The sequence below is a fragment of the Mesorhizobium sp. 1B3 genome, from assembly GCF_050958605.1.
Lineage (GTDB): Bacteria > Pseudomonadota > Alphaproteobacteria > Rhizobiales > Rhizobiaceae.
The window spans coordinates 43,140-68,976 of record NZ_JBJHDO010000009.1 but is presented as its reverse complement, the minus strand read 5'-3'; the positions used below and the strand labels follow the sequence as shown (position 1 = coordinate 68,976).

Genomic DNA, 25,837 nt, shown 5'->3' with positions numbered 1-25,837 from the left:
CCGTTTACACTCTCAGTCCAGAGGGGCGCGCGGGCACTGCACTAAGGCAGTTCGGTTTGCTCGACTGCGCTGGGAATATGATAGACAATGGCCCGGTATTTGGGGTTGTCACGTCGGCCAATGGTGCTGCCGCCAAGCGATTCAGCTATCCGCCTGCTGGCGACGTTTTCTTCGGCGACTGGATATTCGAAACACTCGACAGTGAACTGTCGGCTCGCCCAAGCGACGACGGCGCCAATCACCTCGCCCCCAAATCCCATGCCGTGGGCGTCGCGCCGCAGCCATATGCCCAGTTCGGGTATTTTGGTCCTGAGCGAGTGAAGGCCGACACATCCGAGAAATCGAGAGTCCTTGCGGTCGCGGACCACCAAGTGGAGGTCGGTCTGTGGATCACCGGGAGCAAGCCAAGCGCGCCATACGGTTCGAAAATCCGAATATGAAGCGGGCGGCTCCCATGTCATGAATTTCGTGATCTCCGGAGAAATACACGCATAGATTTCATGTGCATCAGGCGGGGAAAACGGTTTCGTGATCGTGCGGGGCGACAATATCTGGAGAACGGGCATTGGTCACATTGGCTCTTGAGAATCAGAGTCGGTCTGGCTTTCATTGGACAGTTTCGGCAACAGGACTAAGCGTAGCTTTGCCGGTACGACCTTTGAACCCGGATGAGTAGATTTCACCGGCAAAGCGGTCGGAGGCCCCGTCTCGGAGGACCTCGTGGCTGTAGGCTGGAAGCAAAGGCGGTGCGCGAGCCGGCTGCCAACTCCGTGCCATTTGCAGCTGAGAATTATTCGCGTGCCAATTTCTCTATGGCACCCGAAGATGCTGAAAACCGGCCGGAACAGGGGTCTGCTGCGCGCGTGGACTGAGGCAGCTACTTGCTGCGGTCTAGCGAGGGCTTGCCTGGGAGTTGCAGAGGCGCAAATGATGACCGTTTTCGTGCTTGCCCAACTCAGTTTCAAGGATCTCGCTGCCTACAATCGCTACCAAGCGAGGTTCATGCCGATCCTGAAGGAGTTCGGCGGTCGGTTGCTCGCAGCCGATGAGAGGCCTGAGACCGTAGAGGGCATCTGGGAAGGAGACAAAGTTGTCCTGATCTCTTTTAAGAGCAGGAACGATTTTGCAGCCTGGTCTGGATCGGCTGCCTACCGGGAGATTGTCAAGGATCGCAGGGCCGGTGCAGATGCCACGATTCTGTTGATCGAGGGCTTCGAGAAATCTGGATAACAGGCACGGCATTCCAGCCCACCAGTCGCGCCGGTAAACGGCGCTGAGTGAATCAGACGTGAGTTCGAAAGCGGTGGCTAGGCCAAGCTACTCGGGCGGCGTCCCAGATCAGGACGCAACCTCCGCAAAGGTGGTCTCTCGAAGCGCCGTTGGACGTGGACAAAGTATAACCTGCACTCCCGCAGCCGCAGCCGCAACTTTGGCCGACGCCGAAACATTCGGCGCAAGGCTCACGCCAAAAAGGAGAGGTGTTTGTGCTCAATTGTGATCGCGGAGAGAGCATGAAGAGCGAGAATCAGAATCTGGTGAAAGAATTGGCGCTGCTTCTGGCGCTCTCGACGCTTTGGGGTGCCTCCTACAGCTTCATCAAAATCGGGGTTGAGACTATCGCGCCTGTTACGCTGATCGCAGCCCGGACCTTTATCGCCGGTCTGATCCTGGTCGCAATCATCCAGTGGCAAGGCCTGAACTTACCGACGGACGCGGCTACTTGGCGACGTTTTTTGTTTCAGGCGTGCCTCAACAGCGTGATCCCCTTCACGCTGATCGCATGGGCACAGCAGACCACCGACGCCGCACTGGCAACGATCCTCAACTCCACATCGCCCATCTTCGTCTTCCTGTTGACCGTGCTCGTCACGCGCCATGAAGCCGTAACAGGTCGCAAGCTGTTCGGGATTGGCACTGGCATTGTCGGCATTTGCTTGATCGTCGGCGTTCAGGCTCTCGATGGTGTGGGGCGGGAGCTATGGGCGCAACTCGCCATCGTCGCCGCCACGGTTTGCTATGCCGCCGCCGCGATCTTCGGCAAGAACTTCAGAGGACTCCATCCCATCATGCCGGCGGCGGGGTCGATGATCTGCGGCGCGACGGTCCTTATCCCGGTCAGTCTCATCGCTGAACAGCCGGGGACCATGGCTCCATCAACGGAGTCGATCCTGGCCTTGCTGGCGCTTTCGGTTTTCTCGACGGCGCTCGCTTTCGTCATCTATTTCCGCCTCGTCCAGACCCTTGGGTCGGTCGGTACGACCGCGCAAGCTTATCTGCGGGTTCCAATCGGGGTGGCGATCGGCGTCATGTTCCTCGGCGAAAGCTTGTCCTCGACCGGAATGATCGGATTGGTGTGCGTTATTGCGGGGGTGGCTGCTATGACAATCCCAGCGCGCAAGGCTGCCCCAGCAACCTGACCCTTATGGGCGTGCACTGCCTTGGTTGTGCGGCTGGATCTGGCGCCTCAGAGGCGGACAAACTGCGCTGCTGCTAGTCATGGTGTTGTGGGTCGTTCTCGTTTAATCGTCGGTTCGTTCGATACCGGGAAGTTTACCGATCGAGCGATAAAGCACATTGCATGCGCCTCGTGGTGAAGCTCCAGCGCCCTTGCTTCATCCGATTCCGCTGAAATGGTCACACATGGCTTCAGAGTAACCGATGTGAACTGCCCAGCCCCGTTTGGCTCCTCGAGCATGAAGCCTTCGGCTGAGTCCTCGTAAGCAGTGACGACGACACCAGCTTTCGAGCAAAGGGCGAGAAACCAGAGTTTGTGGCAAGCCGAGAGAGAGGCAACAAGCAGATCCTCTGGGTTCCACCGGCTGCTGTCTCCACGGAATGCCGGATCAGCGGAGCCTTCTATCGTCGGCTTTCCAGGCGCAGTGATGTCGTGCGCTCGCTCATATCCACGATAGGTCCGTGTGCCGCTTCCGGTGTTTCCGGTCCAGCTCACCTGAACGGAGTATCGATGCTCCTTGCCAGCCATATGCCCCCCTTCGTCGAGACCGCTATCAATGACGGCTTTCAGGTGGGTACGCAACCCGCTCGACGGTCTTTGAAGAGGTTGAGCGGAGAGGCGGCTTTCTGCGCCGCTCATCCCATCGGAGGCGGTCCGGTTCCCGCGCTCAAATGCCGAAACCCGGCGATGCATGTTCGGCCGCAAGGCGGATAGGGTTTGCCGATCGATTCAGCAGTTCGGGAGCCACCGAGCGGCCGCGGATGTCATCCAATTCAGAACGTCAGTGCAACTGGCGGATGGCGATCTGAACCGGCGATGGTGAACAACGCCGGATCAACTCGCCCCTCGGCAACAGCGCCGGCTGCCAAGAAGCGCAGTTGTTCCCGCGATTGCGCGGCGTGAACGAGAAACGGGTGGCAAAGATAGACCGTGCCTGCGGCTCTTGTTACCAGTTCCACATCGCAGCCTTCCGTTCAGGCGTAGCGTAGGCGGAGAGCTGTCTAAGCGTCGCCCTGGCATCGTTGTAGGGCAGCTACTGCCGCGCGATGGCGGCATGCAAGCTTTCAGTATCTTGGGGGCGCGTCATCCGGACCGACATCCGAGAACTGGAAGAGCATCAGTAATGCCCGCCTCAAGCGTCCTCAATGAGCTTTCTGTGGGTCCCTTAGCGGATTTCTCCGCGCCGTGATTTAGTCGCTCGACGCTGCGCAGTGTCGGAATTATCTATAATTCATGACAGCAGCTAAAGACGACACAATCGCGGCGCGGATCAGCAAGGCACTTGCTGATCGCATCATCTCGGGCTCGCTCGAACCGGGTTCGCGGCTCGGACAAGATCGTATTGCTGAAGAATTTGGAGCGAGCCATGTGCCGGTGCGCGAGGCATTCCGACGTCTGGAGTCGCAAGGGCTTGTGGTCAGCGAACCGCGCCGAGGCGTTCGGGTCGCTGGTTTTAGTATGGACGAAATTACGGAAGTGGCTGAGATGCGCGCCGCCCTTGAGGTCTTGGCCCTACGCCATGCCGCGCCTCATTTGACCAAAGCGATATTGGATCAGGCCGAGGATGCCACCCGAGCTGGCGATAAGGCGGGCGACGTGCAGGCTTGGGAGGAAGCGAACCGTGCCTTTCACCGACTAATCCTGACGCCCTGCGCCATGCCCCGACTCCTTAAGACCATTGACGATCTGCATTCGGCAAGCGCCCGCTTCCTGTTCTCTGGTTGGCGGGCGGAATGGGAAGCACCTACCGACCGCGATCACCGGGCAATCCTCGGCGCATTGCGCGCGGGGCAAGTGGAAACTGCCGCATCGGTGCTGGCCCGCCACGTCCAATGGGTCGGAAAGAAGCCGGGTAAAGCGACTCCTGGCCCGGTATCATGACGTTGTGATGCCCCGGACGAGGCCCACCGCGACTTGGATGTCTAGGCGAACAATGATCGATCAGGCTCGTCGTGATGTTCCGCGAGGTCGCTGAAAGCATCGGGAATCGAGCGGGCGCGATGCTGTGGGGGCGCTCCTGCCGATGATATTGAGCTGTAGGATCCCCCACCATCGCGATCGCCATCTTCGTGCGCTTCTGGTTCAACACGACGGCCGCCCTGCCTGAGCACGCCGCCAGGCGCGCACGAAATCGGCGGACGTTATCAAGCCTTCGTTGCCCGCATTCGGGCGTAGGCTCGCAGACGGGCCGAAGCTCAGACAGGAGGGTTCGGAAGCCCTTGAGGACCAGCGGTGAGGTGGCGAATGGCGGGAGCGCCCTTACGGCCGCCATTCGCTTCGTGATGGATACCAGCGCCGCTCAGTTCGTGACCCGGGAACGCTGATCCGGCATTGCTTCCAAGGTCGCAATGATCTTGTCAGTGCTTGCGCCGGCGGCGCACATTCCGATCGCTGTCTCCCCAAAATCAACGAGATTATGGTAGCGGGCGTCCGTCGCTCGTTGGAGCGGAAGGAGCCACGCAGCATGGCCGCGGGTCACGAGCCCTTTGTAGTAAAGTTCCTGTGTTGAGAACGGAACGTTCGTCTCTCGTGGGTCACCAATAACAAAAATCCGCCGATTAGAATCATTGCGCACTTTATCAAGCGACGCGTAAGGGTCGAAGCGCCTCAGCGTTTCACCAGGTTTGATAAACGCCCTCGCCTCCAGATAAGCTCGATAGGCCGGTGCTCCGGAGGAAATGACCGCACAGCTCAGATCCCCTCGGCGTGCCAACATTTCCGCAACCAGGGTGCCACCGCCACTATGCCCACCTAACGCAAGCGACTGAATACCGTAGCGCTGCTTGAGAATATCAATCGCTGCGTTCACGAGCAGGGCTTCGACTGGCCGGCCTCTCATCGTGTGATGCTTGCCAGCGCTTCCGTACGTCCCCGGACGCCCTAAGAAGATCACCGGGACACCGAAACGACTCGAAAGTTCCCGTTCTTGGGCCACCATCTCGGTCGGGCCGAAGCCCTTCTGCCTCTTGTCCGCGTTATTTCCTTTTGGACCAAGAACGTCGCCATTCATCCATATGACGGCGACGGGATTCGGACCGGGCGACGGCTTCAGGCCGGCTGCGTAATAGCGCATGCACGCCTTCTGCCCTTCGATTTCAACCCACACTGCCGTTTCATTTCTCTCTAATGCAGCGCACTCAGAGCGATCGATCGATATTCCGTTGACGACCGCGACGGGATCGAACTGCTCTTTTTCAGGAACCGATTGCGCGAATGACGAGGCGGACAGCGTCAATAAGAGAAGGGACGCTAGGCCTAGGATGGACCGTGCTGAAGCACGTGAACTACACATAATTGAACGCTCCTTCAGTGGCGATCCATCAAAGGTGCGTCAAAAGCATCAAACGCAATTGGCCTGAGCGAGAGAGATGAGACACCTGATCGATCACGGATTCTTATTTCTTGCTTAGGGGCGACGTAAAACGCCCCCTCGCCTTCGATCTCGCCACGGGCTTCGGCAGCCTTGATGCCTGCAAGCACGGCATCCCGGATGCGGTTGCCAGCACGTGCCAAGCCCCACGCAGACCGAACCCTCGTAACAATTTCACTTTCGTGTATCGGCCCTTCTTGGGAAACAATTTGACCTACGTACCGAGCCATGTCGGCAATTGAAACCTCGTGGGGTTCCAGGTCCATTCGAACGGTAATCGAGGACTCTTCGTAGGGGATCGCGAGTGACCGTTCTTCGGGCGACACATGCGCGGTGAGGATGTCGACCTCCCCCTCGTGGTGCGTGGTGAAATGCAATGGCACCGCCTGCCGAGGCCTAGCGAGATCGTCGTCTCGGGTCCGCCACTCCGCCTTGGCGGCTTCGATCGCAGCAGTGACCTTTGCCAACTCTTCGTTTGGCCTCAGATACCAGTCAGTCGACCAAATGCGATGAATGATCCATCCATGGTCCTCGAGCACCCGCTGCCGCAGCCGGTCACGGTCCCTGGCTGACCGCGAAGAATGGTACTGAGCGCCATCGCACTCGATACCCAATACAAAGCGTCCGGGCTTGTCAGGATCCGAAACGGCCAAATCCACGAAGAACCCCGCCGATCCGATCTGGGTCTTGACGTCGCAACCAAGTGACCGAAGTTTGTCCGCGACCTGCTCCTCGAAGACGGAGTCGGGGCCGTTCCCGGTCTCCTCTGCGAAACCGAACTTCCCGGTTTGCGCGAACGTCAGGAAGAGCTTCAAGGCTGCAACACCCCGACTACGGACCCGCTCCAGATCGATGTCGTCGCCAGTGATAGAAGAGAAGACTTCACAACGCAATTTGGCGCGCGAGATAAGGACATTCAGCCGGCGCTCGCCACCTTCCGAATTCAAGGGGCCGAAGCTCATGGCCATGTAGCCTGTGCTGGTTTTCCCATATCCTACCGATATGAAGATGACGTCCCGCTCGTCACCCTGAATGTTTTCCAGATTCTTTACGAAGAACGGTTCAGTCGACCCACGATTGAAGAAGTCTTCGGTTTCTGGATGCGCACGGCGCAATAACTCCAATTCCTTGAGGATCGCTTGGCGTTGGGCTACCGAGAAGGTTGCGACGCCGAGCGATATTTCGGGCCGCTCCTTCGCATGCTGGACGACTGCCTCGGCTACTGCCTTGGCCTCAACAGGATTAGTGCGAGTGTTCCCACGGTCGTAATGGGCATGCGGAAGATAGTTGAACTTGAGCCCCATCCCGGCGACCGCGTCATAGGGACTCGGGACTATGAACAGCCTGTTATCATAGAACTCGCGGTTCGAAACCGCGATTAGCGACTGATGTTTACTGCGGTAATGCCAGTTCAGCATACGGAAGGGCATACCCTTAGCCAGGCATAGATCGAGAATGGATTCAGCGTCGCGGGCTTGAAACGTGACTTCGTCGTCTTCGTCTCGCTCATCGATGTCGGAGGTCAGTTTTGAAAAGAAGCGTGTCGGAGGGAGTTGGCGTTCGTCGCCAACAACGACTATTTGGCCACTGCGGGCGATTGCCCCCAAAGCGTCGACGGGCTCAACCTGTGACGCTTCGTCGACGACAAGCAAATCGAATGAGATAGTTCCGGGCTTCAGGAATTGAGCGACCGATAGCGGACTCATCATGAAAATCGGCTTAATCTGCTGGATGGCCGGTCCCGCACGATCTAGCAGCTGGCGTATTGGAAGATGATTGCGCTTCTTTGCGAGCTCTCCGTTGAGGACGCCAAGCGGTCCGATACCGCCATTGCTGCGGGGGAGTTCGGTCGCGTGGCGGGTGGCGATCTGTTCGCGCGCCAGAGACATGCGGGCGACTTCGAGCCTACGGAACGTGTCAACCAATCGAGTGTGCAGTTCGCCATCAAAGCGTTTCAAACCAGGCTCGCGGGCGAAGAAATCGGCGCGCATTGCTTCGAAGTACGACCGGTCAAACGTAGGGATCAAGTTGCAGTCGGCTATTTGGCCTGACAGGATTCCTTCAACAAGGCTTTCCAATCCGAGACTGGAAGCGGCTCGGCACCGGCCGTGAAAGGCCACCCACTTGGTTACAGCTTCGATGTTGGCGTGCCACTGGTACAGCCGTCGTGAAATAACCTCTACGTTGGCCGCGGCGAAGGTATCGGACGCAACCGACCGCTCCAGGTCCAGGTCAAGAAATGTCTGCAGAGCGGTCCAACCCTGCACAAACCGAGTTAGCAATTCTGACAAATCGCGGGCGATCTCCCTCTGTGGAGTGAGATCAGACAATTCCGCTACCCGGGCCATGACATTCGCCGTCAAGACTTTCGGATTCGAGCCATGCCACTCAACGACAGCGCGGAGGTCGTCCCAATTGGACCTTTCGCCGTTCCAGGATGACCCGAAGGCTGTCGTGCCTGCAGGTTTCAGTTCTTCGAAGCTTCGCCGCGCTTCTTGAGCCGCCAGCAACATGTCAATCAGAGCCAGCCTTGCGGGCAGATCCTTGGGAAGTGGCTGCTTCAGGTACGATCTTAGCAGCGCGACCTGCGACCGATATCGGCCGCTGAGCAGCCGGAAAATGGATCCGCCCTTCGTCGCGAGTACGGAACGGCATTCGCCCAGCGACGCCGTCCAGGCAACCTCGAGGAAGGAGGCGTCGACAGATTCACGAAGCTCCCTAAGCTTCGTTCCCACCTCAACCAGTTCGGCAGCGCGACCGGGTTGTTGCCATATCGGATCCGCGAGCGCCCGCCGGTCGCACACCGGCATTGTAGCAACGGCTTTGGCCACGTCCAGAATGGTCACTAGATCCGAGAAAGTTTGAGCCTGCTCCAGTTTCAATGCCGACGTGACCTGACTCGTCAGCGCCTGTATCTGCGAGTAGTCGGACAGCAGTTCCTCTACACTTTGCCCAAGGTGACCAATTTCAGCAGGATCCAGCGCGTCGCGGCGAACGCCATACCAGGCGTGTTCAACGGGTTGTCCGATCGAAGCAAAGCGCTCCGTCAGCTCTTTGCAGACATCCAACCTCACCTCGTAGTCTGACCTAGACCAGTGTTCTGGACCGGTCAGTGCGAAACCGTGGAGCCCAGCCCCATCGCTGACCCTGACGAGATGTCCGATGAGTTGATACGGTGTCATGCCGCTCGGCTCGTGAACCTTGTGCATCGCGTCCGCATGGCTGTTGAGCCCGTTTTGAGCGTCTTTCAGTCGAGCGACAACGGTGGCGTCAGTTCCCGCAACACGCCTAGCAAGATCCTTCGTTTTGCGCAGCTCCTCCAGCAATGCACGTTTGTTCGTCTTATTCGAGTGAAGCTCAAGCGTCAGGGGGCCAAGGCCCGCATCCTTCAGCCTACGGTGGACTACATCTAGCGCGGCCATCTTTTCTGCAACGAAGAGGACTTTTCGGCCCTGCTCCGCTGCCGCAGCGATAATGTTTGTGATGGTCTGGCTTTTTCCGGTGCCGGGCGGGCCCTTCACAACGAGATGCCCGCCACGGGAGACTTCTTCGATGACAACAGTTTGCGAGGAATCTGCCTCCACTACGTGATGGGTTTTCTCAGGCGAAATGAAAGCATCTATTCGGCCACTATCCGGAACGATCGGCTCCCTATCAGGAAATCCTTCGCGGAGGAGGCTGTTGATGACCGGATTTTGATCGAGAGATTTATCGGCCGGCCAATTGTCGGGATCTAGATCCCGATACATCAGGAACTTGGCGAACGAGAAGAAGCCAAGGATTATGCCGTCCGGACGGACGTCCCATTTTCCCTTGCCCGAGACCGTCTCAGCGACCCTCGCGATGTACCCTGCAATATCGAACTCCTCTTCGTCATCGATATCTGGGAGCTTCAAGCCGAATTCGGCGTTCATCTTGGCTTGAAGTGACAGGTTGGACGAAGCTGGCTCACCGCGCCAGCGAAGGGTGAATCGATCCGCAGCGCTAGTACGGTCCAACCGCACGGGAAGCAGGACGAGTGGGGCGTGGCGCTCGACATCCGAAGTTTCGGATTCGAACCAGCGCAGTAGCCCTATTGCAAGGTAGAGGATGTTAACGCCCTGCTCCTCCTCCAGCGTCCGGGCATCATACCAAATGTCAAACAGCCGCTTTTGAAGACCCTGCGAAGTCAGGCGGGTTTGTAATCTGTTGTCGGAGTGGCGGCGCGATATCCCACGATCGTCCACCTCTTCATTCTCGTCAGGCTGTGGGATGCCTCCGGTTTCAGCATCTGCGTCACCGAGTTCCGCCTTTTCCTCGTCCGTCAATTGTCGTCCGGGGACGAAGGTTAGTCCCTTGCCCTCAACCAGTAGGCGGTAAACTTCGGTGGCTTTCTCATCGACAATTTCGATTGTGCGAATATTGTTTGAACGCAGCGGGACATTGATAAGTCGGTTCCGCGTGCCCAAATCTAAAAGGTTCTTCCGATCAGCAAGAAGTTGCTGCCTAACCGCGCTTTCGGCGGCTCCGCCCTGATAGTCCATGATGCCCCTACCCCAGAATCTGTTCTGACTTTAGCCGCAGCAGCTGGTCGTGCAACTGCGGCAAGTCAGTTATTTGGTGGTGCAGACCCGTGGGGGCACCTCGGCAGCATGGATCGTGGCTGCAGCAGGAGTGCTGCGCCTCGCGGGAATGATCTTACCCTCATCGAGTTCAATCGATATTAAACGTCTATTACTCCGCGCGGCGGAGACATGAGGAAAACGGGCGAATCTTACGAGCTTAGCGCGAGCGACCTGGTTGGGTATCTCAGCTGTCGTCGCCTATCTGCCCTGAAACGGGCGGTAGCCGAAGGTACTTAGCAAATCGATTTGTAAATTAGAATGTAATGCCATCAACGAGTTTCTCGAAATAAGGCTACCATATTCGTGCATTACTGACGCAAGCTTCGCAGTCGATTGGGAAATCGCTTCAATGGGTAATTGCATTCGGGAAATGTCTGGTTCCGACCCCATTCGAGCCGTTTAGTTGGATTCTGTCACGCGCCGCAAGCTGACACTGGGAGCGGACCTACAGCTCTTCAGAACTCGACACTGGGAAACCCTGTGCACACCAAGTGCTGAAAAACACGTGAGACTACGAATTCTTTGGGTGCTCCAACATCCGGCGGATCGCTCTTGCCTATTTGGTTCACTTCTAGGCAAATATTATCAGACTGACTCGGTGCTTTTGGGGGAGGCTGCCGGTATGATCGAACATATTCAACTTCTACGGAATGTCGGCCAGTTCGATAATCTCAACCCTCCGGCGCAGACGGCGCTCACGCCTTTCACCTTGATCTACGGCGAAAACGCTCGCGGTAAGACCACACTAGCGGCAGTGCTGCGGTCTTTAGCGACCGGCAATCCTAGGCTTGTACTGGAGCGCCACCGCCTCGGCGCACAGCATCCGCCACACGTTGTTATTCGCCACACCGGAGGAGCCGCCGTTTTCCAGAACGGGGCGTGGTCGAACCCGCTGCCCGATATTGCGATCTTCGACGATGCTTTCGTGTCGGCAAATGTCTGCTCGGGTATCGAACTTCAATCGGCGCACCGCCAAAACCTGCATGAACTGATCCTCGGCGCGCGGGGGGGTGCGCTCAGCAGCGCGCTGCAGGGGCACGTTGCCCGGATCGAAGAACACAACGTGGCGCTGCGCCAACTCGCCGAAGCCATACCTGCCGGAGCCCTTGGCCCCTACAAGGTTGACGCCTTCTGCGATCTCGAACCGGACGCGGAGATAGACCGGAAGATTCAGGAAGCGGAGCGACGGCTGGCTGCGGCGCGGTCGGCCGATGCGATACGGCAAAGGCCGGGATTTCAGGCGATCCGCCTCCCGGATTTCGACATCGACAGCATTGATGGCGTCCTGAGGCGCACTCTTGCCGATCTCGAAGCCGCCGCCGCCGAGCGTGTGCGCAGCCACATCGGCAAACTGGGGCGCAGCGGTGAAAACTGGGTATCCGAGGGCATGACACTCATCGCGCCTGCCTCTGAGGGAGACGAAGGGGAGGTCTGCCCGTTCTGCGCACAAAGCCTCGCGGGCTCTGATCTGATTGCCCACTACCGCGCTTACTTCAGCCAGGCCTATGAGGATCTAAAAGCCACGATACGGCAGACAGGGATCGGGGTACGCGATGCCCATGGCGGTGACATCCCTTCCGCATTCGAGCGGGACGTGCGTACGGCTGCGCAGGCTCATGAGTTCTGGAAGGACTTCGCAGAGCTGCCGGCAATCGACATCGATACTGCGGCGGTGGCCCGGCAATGGAATGCAGCGCGCGAGTCCGTCCTTGAACAGCTTCGTGCAAAGGCCGCTTCGCCATTGGAAGCAATGGCGCTCACGCACGAAACACGGCAGTCCATCCAAGACTATCGCGTGTGTATCGCCGAAGTGACGGCACTTTCCGAACGCCTAGTCGGTGCCAACGCCCGGTTGGAACTCATCAAAGAGCAAGCTGCCGCAGACGACCTTTCTGCATTGCGCACCGATCTCGCCAAACTGAATGCGCAGAAAGCGCGATTCGAGCCGGAAGTCCTGCCTCACTGCGCGAACTACCTGACAGAGAAGGCTGCGAAAACGGCAACGGAGGCGCTTCGAACGCAGGCCCGCGCGGCCCTCGACCAGTATCGGCAGCAGATTTTCCCTGTCTTTGAGGCGGCGATCAACGACTACCTGCGCCGCTTCGGCGCGTCGTTTCGGCTTGGGGAAGTCCAGTCGGTCAACAACAGGTCGGGCTCGTCGGCGTCGTACGTCGTCGTCATTAATCAGCAGAATGTAGATGTCACGGCCGACGCTGGCCCGTCCTTCAGAAACACTCTCAGCGCGGGAGATCGCAACACTCTCGCCCTAGCTTTCTTTTTCGCATCGCTGGAACAGGACCCGAATCTGGCGAACAAGATCGTCATGATCGACGATCCGATGACAAGCCTCGATGACCATCGCACTTTGCGAACCCGCGAGGAAATCATGGCGTTGGCCACAAGGGTTCGCCAGGTGATTGTACTCTCACACTCCAAGCCGTTCTTGTGCAGCCTTTGGGAGCAGGCTGACAGGAACGGTTCCGTCGCCCTAAGGATCAACAGGGCAGCGGTCGGTTCTGAAATCGCGGTGTGGGATGTTCGTAGCGACAGTATTTCCGAGCACGACAAGCGCCATGAACTCGTCCGGGCATACTTGCAGGTTGCCAATCCTGCTCGGGAACGCGAGGTAGCGCAGGCGCTAAGGCCGATACTGGAGTCGTTCATGCGTGTGGCGTACCCGGAGCAGTTTCCTCCGGGTACGCTTCTTGGACCGTTCATTGGCGTATGCGACCAGCGCGTCGGCGGGCCTGACGAAATACTCTCGGCGGCCGATATCGTCGAACTCAGATTGTTGCTCAACTACGCCAATCGGTTTCACCACGACTCCAACCCGGCCTGGCAGACGGCTGCGATCAACGATGCAGAGTTGTCCGACTTCTCACAGCGGACGCTGATCTTTGCGTCGCGGCGCTAGCTAAGTTGCCTAACAGTTGCGGCCGACCATAGTCCGCTTCCACGATTTTTCTCTGGTAAGCCGTCATTCCGCTTCCCAGCCCAATGCAGACCTCCACGCTACAAGTATCGTGCCTGTCGAAAGGCCGAGAGCAAGGGGTTTAAAGGGCTTGGTGAGCATGGACTTGCACCCACCTCTCGCACTTCAGGCAGAGCCGTCTGACCTTTTTGGTCTTGGCACGGGTCCGCAATAGCTTGGTCGTTCATATGCAGCGACGGCGCGCTGGTGGGGATCGCCCTGCCGATCATCGCGCTGTTTGCCTTACGCCGCCTGCTCATCGCACGTTCGTTCGACAGCCCTGTGTGACGCTCTGCGCGGCATGACCGAGAAGCGCTCTGATAGTCAGCTCGGAGAAGTTCAGATCGCCGGCAACGCTACCGAAGGTGTGGCGAAGCGTGTGTGGCGTCACATCCTGGATGCCCACAGTCGTGCAGAGCCTCGCAAGGCGGGCGTTGGCAGCGGTATAGTGTCCGTCGCCAGGCAGTCCCTCCGAACAGGTTGGCTTGCCGCGAGCTTGGCGGCGGAGGGGCCGATTTGATCCCGAATTGGGTTCTTCCCTTCCCCGCGCAATTGAGGTGAAATCAAGCGATAGATTGCAAGCCCTTGACCTTGACGAGGTTGAGCAGCTTGAGGGAAGGTCCGTCCGGACGTTTCTCGCCACGCTCCCACTTGCTGACGGCATCCTTACGCACATTCAGATAGTGCGCAAACACAGGCTGTGAGACCTGCTCGCGCTCACGTAGCGCACGGATCTCGTCGGGACTGAGGGGCTCGACCGGAGTAAGGCACATGGCGTCGAACTCGCGCATGGTGGCCTTGTCGATCAAACCGGCCTTGTGCAGGCCGGCTACCGTATTGTGAACGGAGCCCAGAATACCCATTTCGGCCTTACGCTTCGTTCCCATCGCTCAATACCTCGATCAATTCGCCACTTGATATTGCCGTTGCAAGCTGCTGCGTCGTGAATCCAAGCAGTAGGCCGGCGAGTTGTCGCAACGCCTTCAATTCCTTCGTCGACACATTCGCCTTAGCATTCTTGGCAAACCCATGGACGAAGAAGCTGTGTCCGCCTACGCGGAACACGATGATCGTGCGAAAGCCTCCTGATTTGCCACCGCCATTCCGAGCCACACGCTGCTTGAACACTCCGCCGCCAAGGTCGGCATCGAACCGTCCGTCAGCGAGTTCAGAGGCGGCGTCGAGCAGCTTTTCCGTCGACAGCCGCGCCTTGCGCCTGAAGCGGGCGAACTCCTTCGTGACAAAGACCGTCATGTACGCCCGCGCCCGGGCAGCTCACAACATGTATAGTCCTCAGAGCTACACATTTCAAGCGGCGTCCGCGTGAGCGACGGCGATGCTCTCCTGCGGGACGAGGGCCGCGGCTGCGGGCGGACGGCGTGCAGTCCTCCCTCTCGGACGGAACTGGATGATCTGTGCCTGCGGAACCTCGCCGCGCATCATCATCGCGATGTGATCGCCGACGCGGTTCACAGCATCGAGCAACATGACGTCCACGCGCTTCAAAATATAGCCACCTGTCACGCCACCGAGGCGGTGACCGAGCAGTGCGGCAATGGTGGGGATCGAAGCGCCCAACTCTTCTGCAACACCGGCGAAGCTGTGCCGCAAGCTGTGGAGCGTGATGCCATCAAGCGGGCCCTTTGCAGGTGGCTCTTCCCCACGGAGCTTCGCCGCCTCAATGGCTGCCTGTCGGGCGGTCTTCTGGACCGTGCGCCACAACTGGGGCAGCCCCTGATAGCCCTTCTCTTCGGGGCCGGCAGCAAACACATAGTCCGAGATCGGGTCGAGATCGTCGATCACGGCATAGGCTGCGCGACTGAGCGGACGCAGCGATGGTCCGGTCTTGGTTTCATCCATTGCGAGGCATGTGCCTTCCGCATCAACCTCGTCCCAAAGCAGCTTCTGACATTCGCCGCGGCGGACGCCGCTCAACGCGATGAACCGGACCCCCGCGATACCCGTGAGATTGTGCATCGGCTCCCCGTGTCGATCCCGCTTCTGTTCGAGCACGTGCAACGCCTCCGCCAATGCGTGGTATTGCTGTCCCGTCAGCAGCGCCTTCTTCTGATTGTCTGCGAAGCGGCGAACGCCGCGCACCGGGTTTGAAGTGACGTATCCGTTGTCGACGCCCCAGGCGAAGATGGCGCCGAGCAGGCCGAGCGTCCGCGTAAGGGCACCTTTTCCGCCCTTGACCATTGAGCGGCTTCGGAAGCCGAGCTTCTTGTCCCGCGCTGTCTTTCCCGTGACGACGCCGGTCTTGAACTGCTCGATGTCGGCTCGCTTGACCTCGCGGGCTTTCAGATGTCCGAGCAGTGGCTTGATGTGGGCGTGGATGCGGGATCCATCGGTCGAGAGGGTGGTCGCCTTCTTCGGAGTTCCCTTTCGGCCGAGCACAAGACCCGCATTGGCCGCTTCCATGTAGACGTCGCAGAGTTGCGAAACCGTCACTGCCTGCCGGTGCTCTGCACGTTCGGCCGCGGGATCCTGGCCCTCCACCACTTTGGCCAGTTCGACTTTCGCCAACTCTCTGGCGCGCTCGACAGTGAGCGGACCATATGTGCCGAGCTTCATCCAGCGCTGGCGACCAGAGTGCGCCCGGAACTTGATGACGAATGTCTTGCGGCCGGACGGAAGGACGCGGAGTCCAAACCCCTTCAGTTCACTGTCCCAATGGACTGTACCGGTCTCCGCTTCCGAGGGCGGCAGGTTATCAATGGTGCGCTTTGTGAGTTTCCGCATGGTGGCCTCCGGACGAAATTGCAACCATATTGCTACCACTTGGAAGAAAGAACAAGGCTAAAGCGGGATACGGCTTCGATCTCACGTTAGCATAACTGTTTGATTTTGCGTATGTTTGGATATCCTGGCGAACCGTGGCGAAGATGGTGCTTGGCCCTCCGAAGGCAGAGGTCACAGGTTCGAATCCTGTCGGGTGCGCCAAATAAATCAAATGCTTACCGCCCAATTGGCTACTCACAGGCTCTAAGCTACTCACCGAATACTCACACAGCGAACCGCTTGCGCCCTCGCGCCGGTTGCGCCACGCTGCGGCCGGGATGGGGAGTTCTCTCATGAGCGACTGGGTGGCAGCGGTAATCGCAGGGGCGGTAGCGCTGATCGCATTCATGCAATGGCGGACTTCGCATCTCGCCTCACTGATTGAACTCTCTTTGACAGACAGTCGCGCTGCTACAGCAAGCTTGATGGCGCCGCGGTTGTGATGATTCGAACCGTTGGGCGGGAACAGGACGAGGCTTGGGGTGTGTGGGAGGGGGCAAATTGTTCAGAAATGAGACAGGCAATTAAGGCGATCAGGCTGTGGTCTCTCTGGGTCCGGGCCGCTGAAGCGATTGCAGTGCCGGCTCCGCCATCATCAGGTTTGTTAAGAATTGCAGTTCTGGTTTCCGGCTGGCTTTTCTTTGCGCCTGCGGGGGCTGCCGAAGCGGCGAATGACAAATGTTTAAAGCCAGACGGAAGCGTTGATTGGGCAACTGTTAATTCTGATGAACAGGCAATTGTTTGCTTGACGCGGATGGCGAGTCTCGCTGGACCTGCGCGAACTGTTGATATCCTACGAGCCGATGGATTTGACGGCATTATAACGATTACGCAGCGGCATCGTCCTGGAGAGGTGCTGGTAAGTGCAGTGTGGCCGGTTTCGAAGCACGGAAACTTGTACAGGATACCTCTGTGGAGGCAAATGATCAGGCGCTTTGTTGTTCACGGGCTCACTTTCAGTATCAGATTCTATCCGGACAATCGCGTATTCGTCCGAATGACCGAAACTATTAAGTAGGGATGAAGTAAAATGGCAGAATGAACCGAGCCGGGATTGCCGGAGGCCATTCGTTTGAGTCACGCTGCCATGGCCGGCTCCCCCAGCATGGCGTAGTAGCGTGCCTCGGCTTCGGCCGGCGGGATGTTGCCGATAGGCTCCAGCAGCCGGCGTCTGCTGCCTTGGAGTATCGGCTAGCCCAACGTTTCCACCGACGATGTAGGAAACTCGGCGGGCTTCACTGGAGAAATCGCCAGTGAGGTTCGCCTACAAGAACGCCCGGCCGTAGCCGTTGATCGTTGACGCCCAGTGGGCTCGGATGGTGCGGTAGAAGCTCTCCATCCGGGCCGCCTGTGCAGCAACCGGGTCGACCTTTTCGAATGCCCGAAGAATGAGGTAGGGATCATGCGAGGCGCGGTTGGCTTCGGCCAACATGTCTTCGAGCATCCGCTTCAGTACCGGCGCACCGCCATGTGCTCCAAGGCTACGGCAAAGCTGACGGGCAGCAGCACCGGCGCTAACACCTTCCCGGTATTCCTGTTTCGCCAAGTCCTCGATGCCGGCGCGACCCATATCGCGGAACCACATCGGCCGCTGCTGCTGGAAATGGAAGGCGAGCCCCAGGATCGACCCCGCGAACTGCCAGCCCACGGCGGTGCGATAGACATGAACGCTTGCGATGCCCATGCAGAAGCCGGTGCCGTTGCTGTCCACATTGACGTAAGGCCACCAGAGCACCCGCGCGCCCGTGCTTACATGGAACAGCCATCGCCAAGTGAGGCTGTGCGGCGAGTGATAGGACGCGATGTTCCATGAGCGCTTGCCGCTGGTTCGTCGGAAAGCCGCGAAACCGGGCACGATGGCCGACAGCAAGAACAGCACCGGGACGATGACCGGGGAAAGAACGACTGCCGCCGCGAGTACCGGCAGACATAGCAGAGCAAGCATGACGCTCATGAAGCGCATATCCGAGATCCTTTCGATCGAGTGACTGTTACGCCGGCAGCGCGTTCGCCGGCTTGCCCTTTGCGAGAGCCTGAGCGAATGTCTCGTGACGTGGGTTAGGCAGGACTGGCATGACCGATGACATGGCTCGCAATCCGGAAGACCCGAAGACCCGCTTGGATCAACTGGAGGCTCGCATCACTGCGCTGAAGAAAGAGCATGAGCGGGTATGGGCTTGGCGCGAGCCGCCAAAGAGAGAACCTCTCACGACGGTATTCGACGCGTGGAATGCGGAGATCCGTCAGCGCGACAGAGAGATCGGCCGTCTATCTCCGGAGTTGCGCGTAGCTGCCGTGCTGGTTCTTCTTGCGATCGCTGTGCTTCTTGAATGGTGCCAGCCGGGATTGGTTGGCTGGAGAGTATCTCCAATCGTTTCCGAGCATCTAAAGGGGCGATAGTACCTCGTCCTGACTATTTGATCCGCTCGCGGACTTCCCGGCTGTGCTCAAGGCGAAGAACGCCGATGAACAGCTTATGTCCGAAGCTGACGCCCCACGAGCCTTTGCCGATGTGGTGCGTCATCCATCTGCGCATCGTCTGGCGATCGGGATGCCTACCATGGCTCATGGTGCCGATGTCAAACCGGAGTTGGCCCGGTCGCATCCCGCCGAAATGAAACCGCATTGGGACACCCCTACGTCTGCTGTTGCTGGGGCTGGCATTCGGCAGCGCTATCCGACTGAGCTACGCCCACCCTATCTCTAGGGCCGACGACGGGGCTCGAACCCGCGACCTCTGCCTACTGACCAGTTTCGCATCCCAAGGCATCCAGTCGGGAACCACCCCGCCACTCTGCCACTGCGCTCCGAGATTCATGAGACCGACGAGGCTGTCGGGAGCGCGCCTCGCGGAATGTGGTGCCCGTCGCCGTATCGAACGGCTTCCCCTGATCATCATCGGCCGGCTCATGCCTGACGCCTAGATCAAGGGCGCATGCCACGCCTCGGGCTTATCTGTTTCGCTTGCTATCTCGAATGCCCAGGCAGCCGAGGTCGCTTTCCCCTCCCTATTAGATAACAACCGGAGGACTATCATGAATTTCCGTGTACGAATATTGTTGACCACGGATGATTTTCCGTGTACGAATAATCCCATGAAGATCGTATGGGACGAAACGAAGCGCCAGACCAACCAGACCAAGCACGGTCTGGACTTCGCCGATCTCGATGTCGACTTCTTCATGAACGCCACGATCTATCCCGCCAAGGAAGGCAGGACGCTTGCTCTTGGCGAATTCCGTGGCGAGATCATCCTTGCTGTGATCTTCGCCCCGCTCGGCTCGGAGGCGATCTCGATAATCTCCATGCGCCACGCGAGCCGGAAGGAAAGGAGGCTCCTATGACCCGCTTTTCATCGAAACGGCCCCTTACCGATGAGGAAGAGGCCGAGATCCAGAAGAGGATCGCCAGCGACCCGGACAACCCAGAAATCACCGACGATCAGGCCCGGAAGGGCAAGCCGTTTGCCGAGGCGTTCCCTGACTTGGCCGAAAGCATCAAGCGCAGCCGCGGCCGGCCGAAGGTCGACAACGCGAAGGAAGCCGTCACGCTACGGCTTAGCCCCGAGACTCTCGCTAAGTTCAAGGCCAAGGGCGACGACTGGCGAGCCCGAATGTCCGAGGTGCTCGATAATGCCGAGGTCTGAGATCGGCACTCACATCTACCGCGAGTGTACCTAAAACATCACCGATTTTGCGGCAACATGGCAACACCCAGGTTGGCGATGCAAACCGCGTTTGCCGTCGAGTTCTCGCCCCATCCGCTTCAGACGGGAGCCTGTCGGTCAGGATGACCGGGAAGGTTCGGGGCTGCCGCCGGCGCGCCGCTACCATCCTGGCGCAACACACCGACGATACCGTTCATAAGGCCGCTTTTTGCGCATTCTCGGACACGTAGTCCAGCCCCGACTGTCAACCGAATGTGACCATCTCGGTTTCATCGTTTTGACAAATGCTTGACGGGGCTGGCGAATTGCGGCGCGCGCAAGATCGTTATGGTAGCGGGAAAGTGGCCGATTTCGGGGGTGACTGGCAACCCCATGAAATGGCCGTTTCGGTTATTCTGGACCACGCTGCGAGCAAGTGTGGCGTGTCTCATGTCAGCGAACACGATCTAGGGCTCCGCGCCCGAAGTCAGAGGTAGAGGTAAACTCTGTCTTCATCTGGAAGCGGACATGGAAAGCTGACTCGCGCCTTCGGCGATTTGGTCCAGCGGACCGCGCGCGCACTCGCATCGAGCATTGGGTCGTGGCCGAGCGGCAGGGGCAGGTCGAGGCCTGCAACATGCTGGGCGAGCGGCTCGCATTCTCCGACGCGCCTTCTTCTGGAGCGCCCACTACGATCAGGTATGTCGGGAACGGCCCGAACCGGAACCACCGAAGCCACCCGACACTGATGGCGCACAAACTTTTACAGCAGCCGGCGGTGCGTACCGCATGCCGAGTGGCTTGGGTCTCGACTTCCGCCATAACCGTCATGAGGGGGAGACTGCATTTGCGGGCGCTTCGGGACGTCTGGCGTATAGAAACCCACCGTTCCTTCACTGGAAGGGTCTATGAGGTAATCTTTCTTGAAACCGTTTCAGATAAACGAATGCGTTCCGCACGCGTCTAACAGTTTCTCTGCTGCCATCCATGTATATCCCCGGAGAAGTCGTGATGCCATTCGAAAAAAAATTTACTTTGTTCAAGAATTTTGTTGTCCGCGCTATAAGTTCGTTCCAGTACCTCAACACATTCCGTGTAACACGTTATCTGCAAATAATTGTTCGCTTCGCCGTTAACGATGCCTCCTGGAACTTCGTAATCATGTCGAAGATCAACTACATATAACAAGTATTCAAGTATACTATGGTTCATTTCATATTCAAGGGGATCGCCATGCTCATCCGCCCGGGTATGATAGATATGTACTACAAAATAAGGTTTTGAATATTCGAATGAATATTTTGGTCTAAAGTAATAGGATAGGCTTTCGGTTCTCGCGATCCTGTTAAGATTTGAGATGATAAAATCGACAGTTTGAGCTTCATTGTAATTTTCCTCAGCCGCGACCGGATACGCAACGACAAGTGCGGAAAAGAATAAGAAGCCTGCCGCCGTTTTCTCGATCCTGGCACCTAACCACTGCCGCACACTCATAAAAACCCTGCGCATTTGTCGCCCTAGTGTTTCGTCTTTCAGCAGGAGCCGCTGCAGCCCACCGGATATCGCCCTGTTCACGCTATTGCTGCACACACCGACCCTCTGGACTGGAGAAGTAGGAGCCATCGCACGGCAACTGCCCCGCTGATCGCCGCCTCGCTTGGGCGAAGGTCCGGGAATGAAATCTTCGTCCCAAGCGTTAGTGTTTGCCTGGCCCGAGCAGGTGACGCCATGAAAGCCCTGATCGCCATTCCTGTGGCAGCGCTGTGTACAGCCATGACGGCTGCATGCTCGTCCTTGTCCGTAGAATCCGCCAAAATCCCCATCGACCAAGGATACGGGCCAACACCGGTGCTGCCCAAGCCGAATCCCACCCTCATCCCCACCATCGAGATTGCGCCGGCAAGGCGCTGGGCCGAGGGCACGACGCCCAAGGCCGCCCCAGGACTGAGCGTCAACGAATTTGCGGGAGGCCTGGATCATCCGCGCTGGCTTCATGTGCTTCCCAACGGTGACGTTCTCGTCGCAGAGACAAATCGGCCGCCTGAGCGCACAGGTTTCAGTCTGAGGGAGATCGTTCAATCTGCGGTGATGAAGAGAGCTGGCGCAGTCACGAAGAGCGCCAACCGCATCAGGCTGCTTAGAGATGCTGACGCGGATGGCAGGGCCGAGACGCGAACCGTGTTACTTCAGGGCCTGAATTCGCCCTTCGGGATGACGCTCATCGGCAACAAGCTCTATGTCGCCAATACCGACGCGATCGTCGCCTTCCCCTACTCGCGCGGCCAAACCAGAATATCCTCGAAGGGCGAGAAAATTGCCGATCTGCCGGCCGGGCCGATCAACCATCACTGGACCAAGGATGTGATCGCGAGTCGCGACGGCACAAAGCTCTACGCCACCGTCGGCTCCAACAGTAATGTTAGCGAGAACGGCATCGAGAACGAAATCGACCGCGCCAGCGTTCTCGAAATCGATCTCACCACCCGGCGCAGCTATCTGTTCGCCTCCGGCTTGCGTAATCCGAACGGATTGTCATGGCAGCCGGACAGCGGCGCGCTCTGGGTGGTGGTAAATGAACGCGACGAGATCGGCAGCGATCTCGTTCCGGATTACATGACCGCGGTGAGACGAGGCGGCTTCTATGGCTGGCCCTACAGCTATTTCGGGCAGCATGTCGATATGCGCGTTAAACCGCCGCGGCCGGATCTTGTCGCCAAGGCCATCAAGCCCGACTACGCTCTGGGCCCGCACACGGCCTCGCTCGGCTTGACATTCTATACGGGGCGACTGTTCGGTCCCAAATACCGGGGTGGCGCTTTCGTGGGCCAGCACGGCTCTTGGAACCGCAACCCGCGGAGCGGCTATAAGGTGGTCTTCGTTCCCTTCCGGAACGGCAAGCCGATCGGCGGGCCGCGCGACATATTGACGGGCTTTGTCAATGAGCGCGGCCAGGCGCTGGGTCGCCCCGTTGGCGTCGCGGTGGACAAGCACGGCGCACTGCTAGTAGCCGACGACGTCGGCAACAAGGTCTGGCGCGTCGCGCCTACGGGCGGTGGAAAATAGAGTTCATCGCTTGTCGTTGATCATGGGCCCAAGACTACATGGCGACTTTCAACTGTGGAACCAGTGAGCAGACGGCAGCTCCTGCGATTATGTCGCACCTCTCCCTCGGAACGAAAATCAAGGCTTCGAATTGGGGCGGCGGATCGGCTCGGTCTCCGATCTGGGCCGACCAGGCAAAAGCCTAACGTTGTTCCAGAGCAATAGGAGGTTGCTATGAGACGCATGATCCTTCCGTCACTAACCGCAGTTGCCCTATTTGCCGCCACCGGAGCGTATGCGGCGCAGGCAACAGGCAGCATCAAGTCCATGGATGCAAAGGCTCATACCCTGACACTCGACAATGGCACGGTATTTTCGATCCCTGCCAAGCAGGGCATGGGCAAGATGAAGACTGGCGAAAAGGTGAAGGTGACCTACCAGGACAAGGGCGGCAAGCATATGGCCACGTCCGTTGTCCCTCAGTAGTTCCAAGATAGAGCACTAAAGCGTGTCGCTGGCAATCGGATTCGGGTGACACGCTTTAGGTGTTTGTTCTGCCGCATTCTCGCGACGCCGACCGAATCCGGTCGGCTGCGAAATGCTCTAACGGCAGCGTGAAAGCCGCCAAGATGGAGCCGAACGAGGCTTCAGCTCGGATCCTCAAATGTTTTCGGATCGAGCGTGCTCGAGCGCCGGTTCAACGGAGCGGTCGGCCTGAATGGTCACCCGCTCCGTTGAGCGGCTTTCGTGGCGCTGAACACGACCCACCACGTGAGTTCGACCTGCGCGTGCACATCACCACCAACTTTCTCGATTTTCTTCTCCCAAATGCCATTGAAGATCAATATAGATCCATATCAGAAAGAGACTTTCTGCTTTCGATCGATCTTGAACGGAACCAGTCACAAGTTCATACTCTTCTACATGGAATTATGGATTAGAGAACTCCTCGTTCAACTTGGGATTTCGGTCGTTACCGTCCTACTTGCAGGCTGGCTCGCCATTAAGACTTTAGCCAACGCTTGGTTGAACAACTACTTCGAATCCCGCAAGCAGGCACTTGAATATGAGTACTCCAAGAAACTCGCAACACTTGAACAGGAGCACACCAAGCAAATCAAGGCACTGGAACATCGTTTCGGCGTGCTTATGGACCGCGTGTCAAAGCTTCACCAGTTCGAGTTCACCGTCCTTCCGGAGTTGTGGCGGAAGATGTCGTCGGCATTGTCCGCAACCGTGGAGATGACCGACCCGGATCGAATTCAGCCTTCCACCCGAGGCATGAACGAGGGAGAACTCAACACGTTCTTGGAAAGTGCTCCCCTGCTCGATTGGGAAAAATGGGAGATCAGAAATTACCCCAAGGACAAAGAGACGGACCGGGATCGGAAGCTGGCGAACATGTTGGATTGGGCAAGATACCGCCGGGCCCACGCGCTTTCAGAAGAACTCCGATCCTATTTGATGACTCAAAGCATATTTGTTTCGGCGAGCCTGAGAGACAAGCTGGACGCCATTGGGCGGACGGTAACGCGCGCGAATGCCGAATTTCGAAGGTTTCTCGAGGAAAGGCAGGCAGGCCGGGAGATCTCGCTGGAACTTTTCGCGGACATTCGGGACATTCAAGACAATTGGATGCAGATGGCAGGTGTCGTCCAAGCTGAATTCGAAATGAAACTTCAGGCTGACGACAGGACCCAATAGAATCAGGTCTTGTCGTTGAAGAGCGAAATCGATGGGAAAGCCTGGCCCATGCAAACGTCATAGAGCTTGGGATACTCTCGTTTGACTCGTTGTTCGAGCCGCTCGGCAACCGCGATGTTGCGCTTGGCGTCGCCGATCAGGTGCGTGTAGCCGGCAAGTTGCGCTGCAGCAGGATCGAACGCATCGTTTGAGGATGGAAACAGGAATTCCGCGTGCACACCCGACGCAGATCTATTGCCAGCTGCATGGAAACGGAGATAGGCGGCGAGAAAGTACTGCTCGACCAAGATATTGTCGCGCACGCCAAGCGTAGGCCAGATCGGCTGGTTTTCCGGGCGGTGAATTACCTCCATCGCCAGATTGGCGTAACAGCGTAGGAGCTCGACATCGCGACCACCGAGAATTCCGCAGCATATCGCGCGATTGGCGCGACTGGCGAAGTGATCCGCCCATTCCTCCGGTACCCAGCCCCCGAAACGCTCGATCCCGCACATGAAGGCATCGATTCGATACAGCGACTGATCTTCGAAATCGAATCGCTCGGGATTCTGTGCGAGGACCGGCGCGTCGGTCATCCGGGCAGGCAAGGGCTTCCAGAGGAACACATCACTATCCAAATGGACGAACGGTTCGGTCTGCGCCGCATATGTCGCCAGCTTGCCGAGAACCCACCATTCATGATCCGCCACGACGTTCAGCTCGTCCAGCGTCAAGAAGACATGCCGGAACGGAAGCTTGAGACGGTCTACCAACAGTTCGGCGCCGATGGCGTCGGTGTGCAGACAGGTTATCGGATAGTGGCGGCTCGCCTCGGAAATCGAAAGCGCCCATGAGAGGAGGTGCGTTCGTTCATCCAGCCAGCTGCGGTGATAGAAGGCACGGTAGGGCTTTGACCAGAACGACCAGACCGCTCGCATCACAGGAGATGGCTTCCGATTCCGCGCACCTCAAAACCGGCCGACGGCATGGCAGCGGGCTCGACAATCGTAAAGAAGTCCGGGAGCACGAAACGAGCGAGCGCGTATTCAACGATCAGCATCCTGGGCCCCAAACTGGCGTCTGCGGCGATCTCGATCGCCACGTCGATGCTGTTTCCGCCTCTTCCGATTATTTCCATCCTGACGCCACCGCCGCTGAACCTCAGCGCCTTGCATTGTCGCAACGCGGACCCCGTCATGGTCGCGATCACAAGCGACTGACGTACTCCCCAGTTCCGAGAACATGCGATCGCATCTTCGGAGCAATCCGGCATTCCACCATGATC

The 25,837-nt window shown here is 58.2% G+C and carries 23 protein-coding genes and 1 pseudogene; 11 read left to right on the top strand and 13 right to left on the bottom strand.

The features are described from left to right. Positions 1 to 41: 41 nt before the first annotated feature. A complete protein-coding gene (locus ACCO56_RS22555; RefSeq protein ID WP_433643116.1) occupies positions 42 to 566 on the bottom strand; it encodes a GNAT family N-acetyltransferase in 525 nt (174 codons plus the stop codon). A gap of 259 nt (positions 567 to 825) precedes the next feature. Between ACCO56_RS22555 and ACCO56_RS22550 the strand changes: the two genes are divergently transcribed. Further along, positions 826 to 1,230, top strand: coding sequence for a DUF1330 domain-containing protein (locus tag ACCO56_RS22550; RefSeq protein ID WP_433643115.1), 405 nt, complete (start codon positions 826 to 828; stop codon positions 1,228 to 1,230). A 281-nt stretch (positions 1,231 to 1,511) separates the two neighbouring features. Further along, positions 1,512 to 2,417, top strand: coding sequence for a DMT family transporter (locus ACCO56_RS22545; protein ID WP_433643114.1), 906 nt, complete (start codon positions 1,512 to 1,514; stop codon positions 2,415 to 2,417). 77 nt (positions 2,418 to 2,494) lie between these two features. Here the strand turns inward: ACCO56_RS22545 and ACCO56_RS22540 are convergent, their stop codons facing one another. Continuing rightward, complete coding sequence (locus ACCO56_RS22540; protein WP_433643317.1) at positions 2,495 to 2,983, bottom strand: OsmC family protein; 489 nt, start codon at positions 2,981 to 2,983, stop codon at positions 2,495 to 2,497. Positions 2,984 to 3,228: 245 nt separating this feature from the next. Continuing rightward, the gene (locus tag ACCO56_RS22535) at positions 3,229 to 3,414 is read right to left on the bottom strand and encodes a hypothetical protein (protein WP_433643113.1); all 186 of its coding nucleotides are present in this window, start codon (positions 3,412 to 3,414) and stop codon (positions 3,229 to 3,231) included. Positions 3,415 to 3,688: 274 nt separating this feature from the next. On the opposite strand from ACCO56_RS22535, the gene ACCO56_RS22530 reads away from it, so the two are divergent. Together ACCO56_RS22530 and ACCO56_RS22525 are read left to right on the top strand one after the other, a co-directional pair. Beyond that, positions 3,689 to 4,336 carry a GntR family transcriptional regulator gene (locus ACCO56_RS22530; RefSeq protein WP_433643112.1) on the top strand — a complete coding sequence of 216 codons (648 nt, stop codon included), beginning with the start codon at positions 3,689 to 3,691 and terminating at the stop codon, positions 4,334 to 4,336. 179 nt (positions 4,337 to 4,515) lie between these two features. Continuing rightward, a pseudogene (locus ACCO56_RS22525) lies at positions 4,516 to 4,691 on the top strand (CopG family transcriptional regulator); the annotation flags it as partial. Between the two features lie 63 nt (positions 4,692 to 4,754). Here the strand turns inward: ACCO56_RS22525 and ACCO56_RS22520 are convergent. Together ACCO56_RS22520 and ACCO56_RS22515 are read right to left on the bottom strand one after the other, a co-directional pair. After that, positions 4,755 to 5,690, bottom strand: a complete 936-nt coding sequence (locus ACCO56_RS22520; protein ID WP_433643110.1) for an alpha/beta hydrolase family protein — start codon at positions 5,688 to 5,690, stop codon at positions 4,755 to 4,757. Between the two features lie 71 nt (positions 5,691 to 5,761). Further along, positions 5,762 to 10,348, bottom strand: a complete 4,587-nt coding sequence (locus tag ACCO56_RS22515; protein WP_433643109.1) for a DUF3320 domain-containing protein — start codon at positions 10,346 to 10,348, stop codon at positions 5,762 to 5,764. Positions 10,349 to 11,051: 703 nt separating this feature from the next. On the opposite strand from ACCO56_RS22515, the gene ACCO56_RS22510 reads away from it, so the two are divergent. Next, entirely contained in the window at positions 11,052 to 13,343 is a 2,292-nt protein-coding gene (locus ACCO56_RS22510) for an AAA family ATPase (protein ID WP_433643108.1), read from the top strand. Between the two features lie 620 nt (positions 13,344 to 13,963). Here ACCO56_RS22510 and ACCO56_RS22505 read toward each other — a convergent pair. The 4 genes from ACCO56_RS22505 to ACCO56_RS22490 form a co-directional block, all read right to left on the bottom strand. Next, positions 13,964 to 14,287, bottom strand: a complete 324-nt coding sequence (locus ACCO56_RS22505) for a helix-turn-helix domain-containing protein (protein WP_433643106.1) — start codon at positions 14,285 to 14,287, stop codon at positions 13,964 to 13,966. Further along, a complete protein-coding gene (locus tag ACCO56_RS22500) occupies positions 14,271 to 14,654 on the bottom strand; it encodes a type II toxin-antitoxin system RelE/ParE family toxin (RefSeq protein ID WP_433643104.1) in 384 nt (127 codons plus the stop codon). The genes ACCO56_RS22505 and ACCO56_RS22500 overlap by 17 nt, the downstream gene beginning before the upstream one ends. A 54-nt stretch (positions 14,655 to 14,708) precedes the next feature. After that, complete coding sequence (locus tag ACCO56_RS22495; RefSeq protein WP_433643103.1) at positions 14,709 to 16,142, bottom strand: tyrosine-type recombinase/integrase; 1,434 nt, start codon at positions 16,140 to 16,142, stop codon at positions 14,709 to 14,711. 1,303 nt (positions 16,143 to 17,445) lie between these two features. Beyond that, positions 17,446 to 18,135, bottom strand: coding sequence for a hypothetical protein (locus ACCO56_RS22490; protein ID WP_433643101.1), 690 nt, complete (start codon positions 18,133 to 18,135; stop codon positions 17,446 to 17,448). 119 nt (positions 18,136 to 18,254) lie between these two features. On the opposite strand from ACCO56_RS22490, the gene ACCO56_RS22485 reads away from it, so the two are divergent. Further along, entirely contained in the window at positions 18,255 to 18,581 is a 327-nt protein-coding gene (locus ACCO56_RS22485) for a hypothetical protein (RefSeq protein WP_433643100.1), read from the top strand. 13 nt (positions 18,582 to 18,594) lie between these two features. Here ACCO56_RS22485 and ACCO56_RS22480 read toward each other — a convergent pair whose 3' ends face one another. Continuing rightward, entirely contained in the window at positions 18,595 to 18,807 is a 213-nt protein-coding gene (locus tag ACCO56_RS22480; protein ID WP_433643099.1) for a hypothetical protein, read from the bottom strand. A gap of 469 nt (positions 18,808 to 19,276) precedes the next feature. Between ACCO56_RS22480 and ACCO56_RS22475 the strand changes: the two genes are divergently transcribed. Both ACCO56_RS22475 and ACCO56_RS22470 read left to right on the top strand, forming a co-directional pair. Beyond that, positions 19,277 to 19,525 (top strand): BrnT family toxin, encoded by a 249-nt coding sequence (locus ACCO56_RS22475; RefSeq protein ID WP_433643098.1) that lies wholly within the window; start codon positions 19,277 to 19,279, stop codon positions 19,523 to 19,525. Next, the gene (locus ACCO56_RS22470) at positions 19,522 to 19,827 is read left to right on the top strand and encodes a BrnA antitoxin family protein (RefSeq protein ID WP_433643097.1); all 306 of its coding nucleotides are present in this window, start codon (positions 19,522 to 19,524) and stop codon (positions 19,825 to 19,827) included. Before ACCO56_RS22475 ends, ACCO56_RS22470 begins: the two co-directional genes overlap by 4 nt. A 963-nt stretch (positions 19,828 to 20,790) precedes the next feature. On the opposite strand, the gene ACCO56_RS22465 is transcribed toward ACCO56_RS22470, so the two are convergent. Continuing rightward, positions 20,791 to 21,402, bottom strand: coding sequence for a hypothetical protein (locus ACCO56_RS22465; protein WP_433643096.1), 612 nt, complete (start codon positions 21,400 to 21,402; stop codon positions 20,791 to 20,793). Positions 21,403 to 21,555: 153 nt separating this feature from the next. Between ACCO56_RS22465 and ACCO56_RS22460 the strand changes: the two genes are divergently transcribed. From ACCO56_RS22460 to ACCO56_RS22450, 3 genes are all read left to right on the top strand, one after another. Next, the gene (locus ACCO56_RS22460; RefSeq protein ID WP_433643095.1) at positions 21,556 to 22,890 is read left to right on the top strand and encodes a PQQ-dependent sugar dehydrogenase; all 1,335 of its coding nucleotides are present in this window, start codon (positions 21,556 to 21,558) and stop codon (positions 22,888 to 22,890) included. Positions 22,891 to 23,103: 213 nt separating this feature from the next. Then, entirely contained in the window at positions 23,104 to 23,355 is a 252-nt protein-coding gene (locus ACCO56_RS22455; RefSeq protein WP_433643094.1) for a DUF1344 domain-containing protein, read from the top strand. A gap of 261 nt (positions 23,356 to 23,616) precedes the next feature. After that, a complete protein-coding gene (locus ACCO56_RS22450; RefSeq protein ID WP_433643093.1) occupies positions 23,617 to 24,573 on the top strand; it encodes a hypothetical protein in 957 nt (318 codons plus the stop codon). Positions 24,574 to 24,575: 2 nt separating this feature from the next. Here the strand turns inward: ACCO56_RS22450 and ACCO56_RS22445 are convergent, their stop codons facing one another. Both ACCO56_RS22445 and ACCO56_RS22440 read right to left on the bottom strand, forming a co-directional pair. Beyond that, complete coding sequence (locus tag ACCO56_RS22445; protein ID WP_433643316.1) at positions 24,576 to 25,490, bottom strand: DUF6734 family protein; 915 nt, start codon at positions 25,488 to 25,490, stop codon at positions 24,576 to 24,578. Then, the gene (locus ACCO56_RS22440; protein WP_433643092.1) at positions 25,490 to 25,654 is read right to left on the bottom strand and encodes a hypothetical protein; all 165 of its coding nucleotides are present in this window, start codon (positions 25,652 to 25,654) and stop codon (positions 25,490 to 25,492) included. Before ACCO56_RS22440 ends, ACCO56_RS22445 begins: the two co-directional genes overlap by 1 nt. Between the last annotated feature and the right edge of the window lie 183 nt (positions 25,655 to 25,837).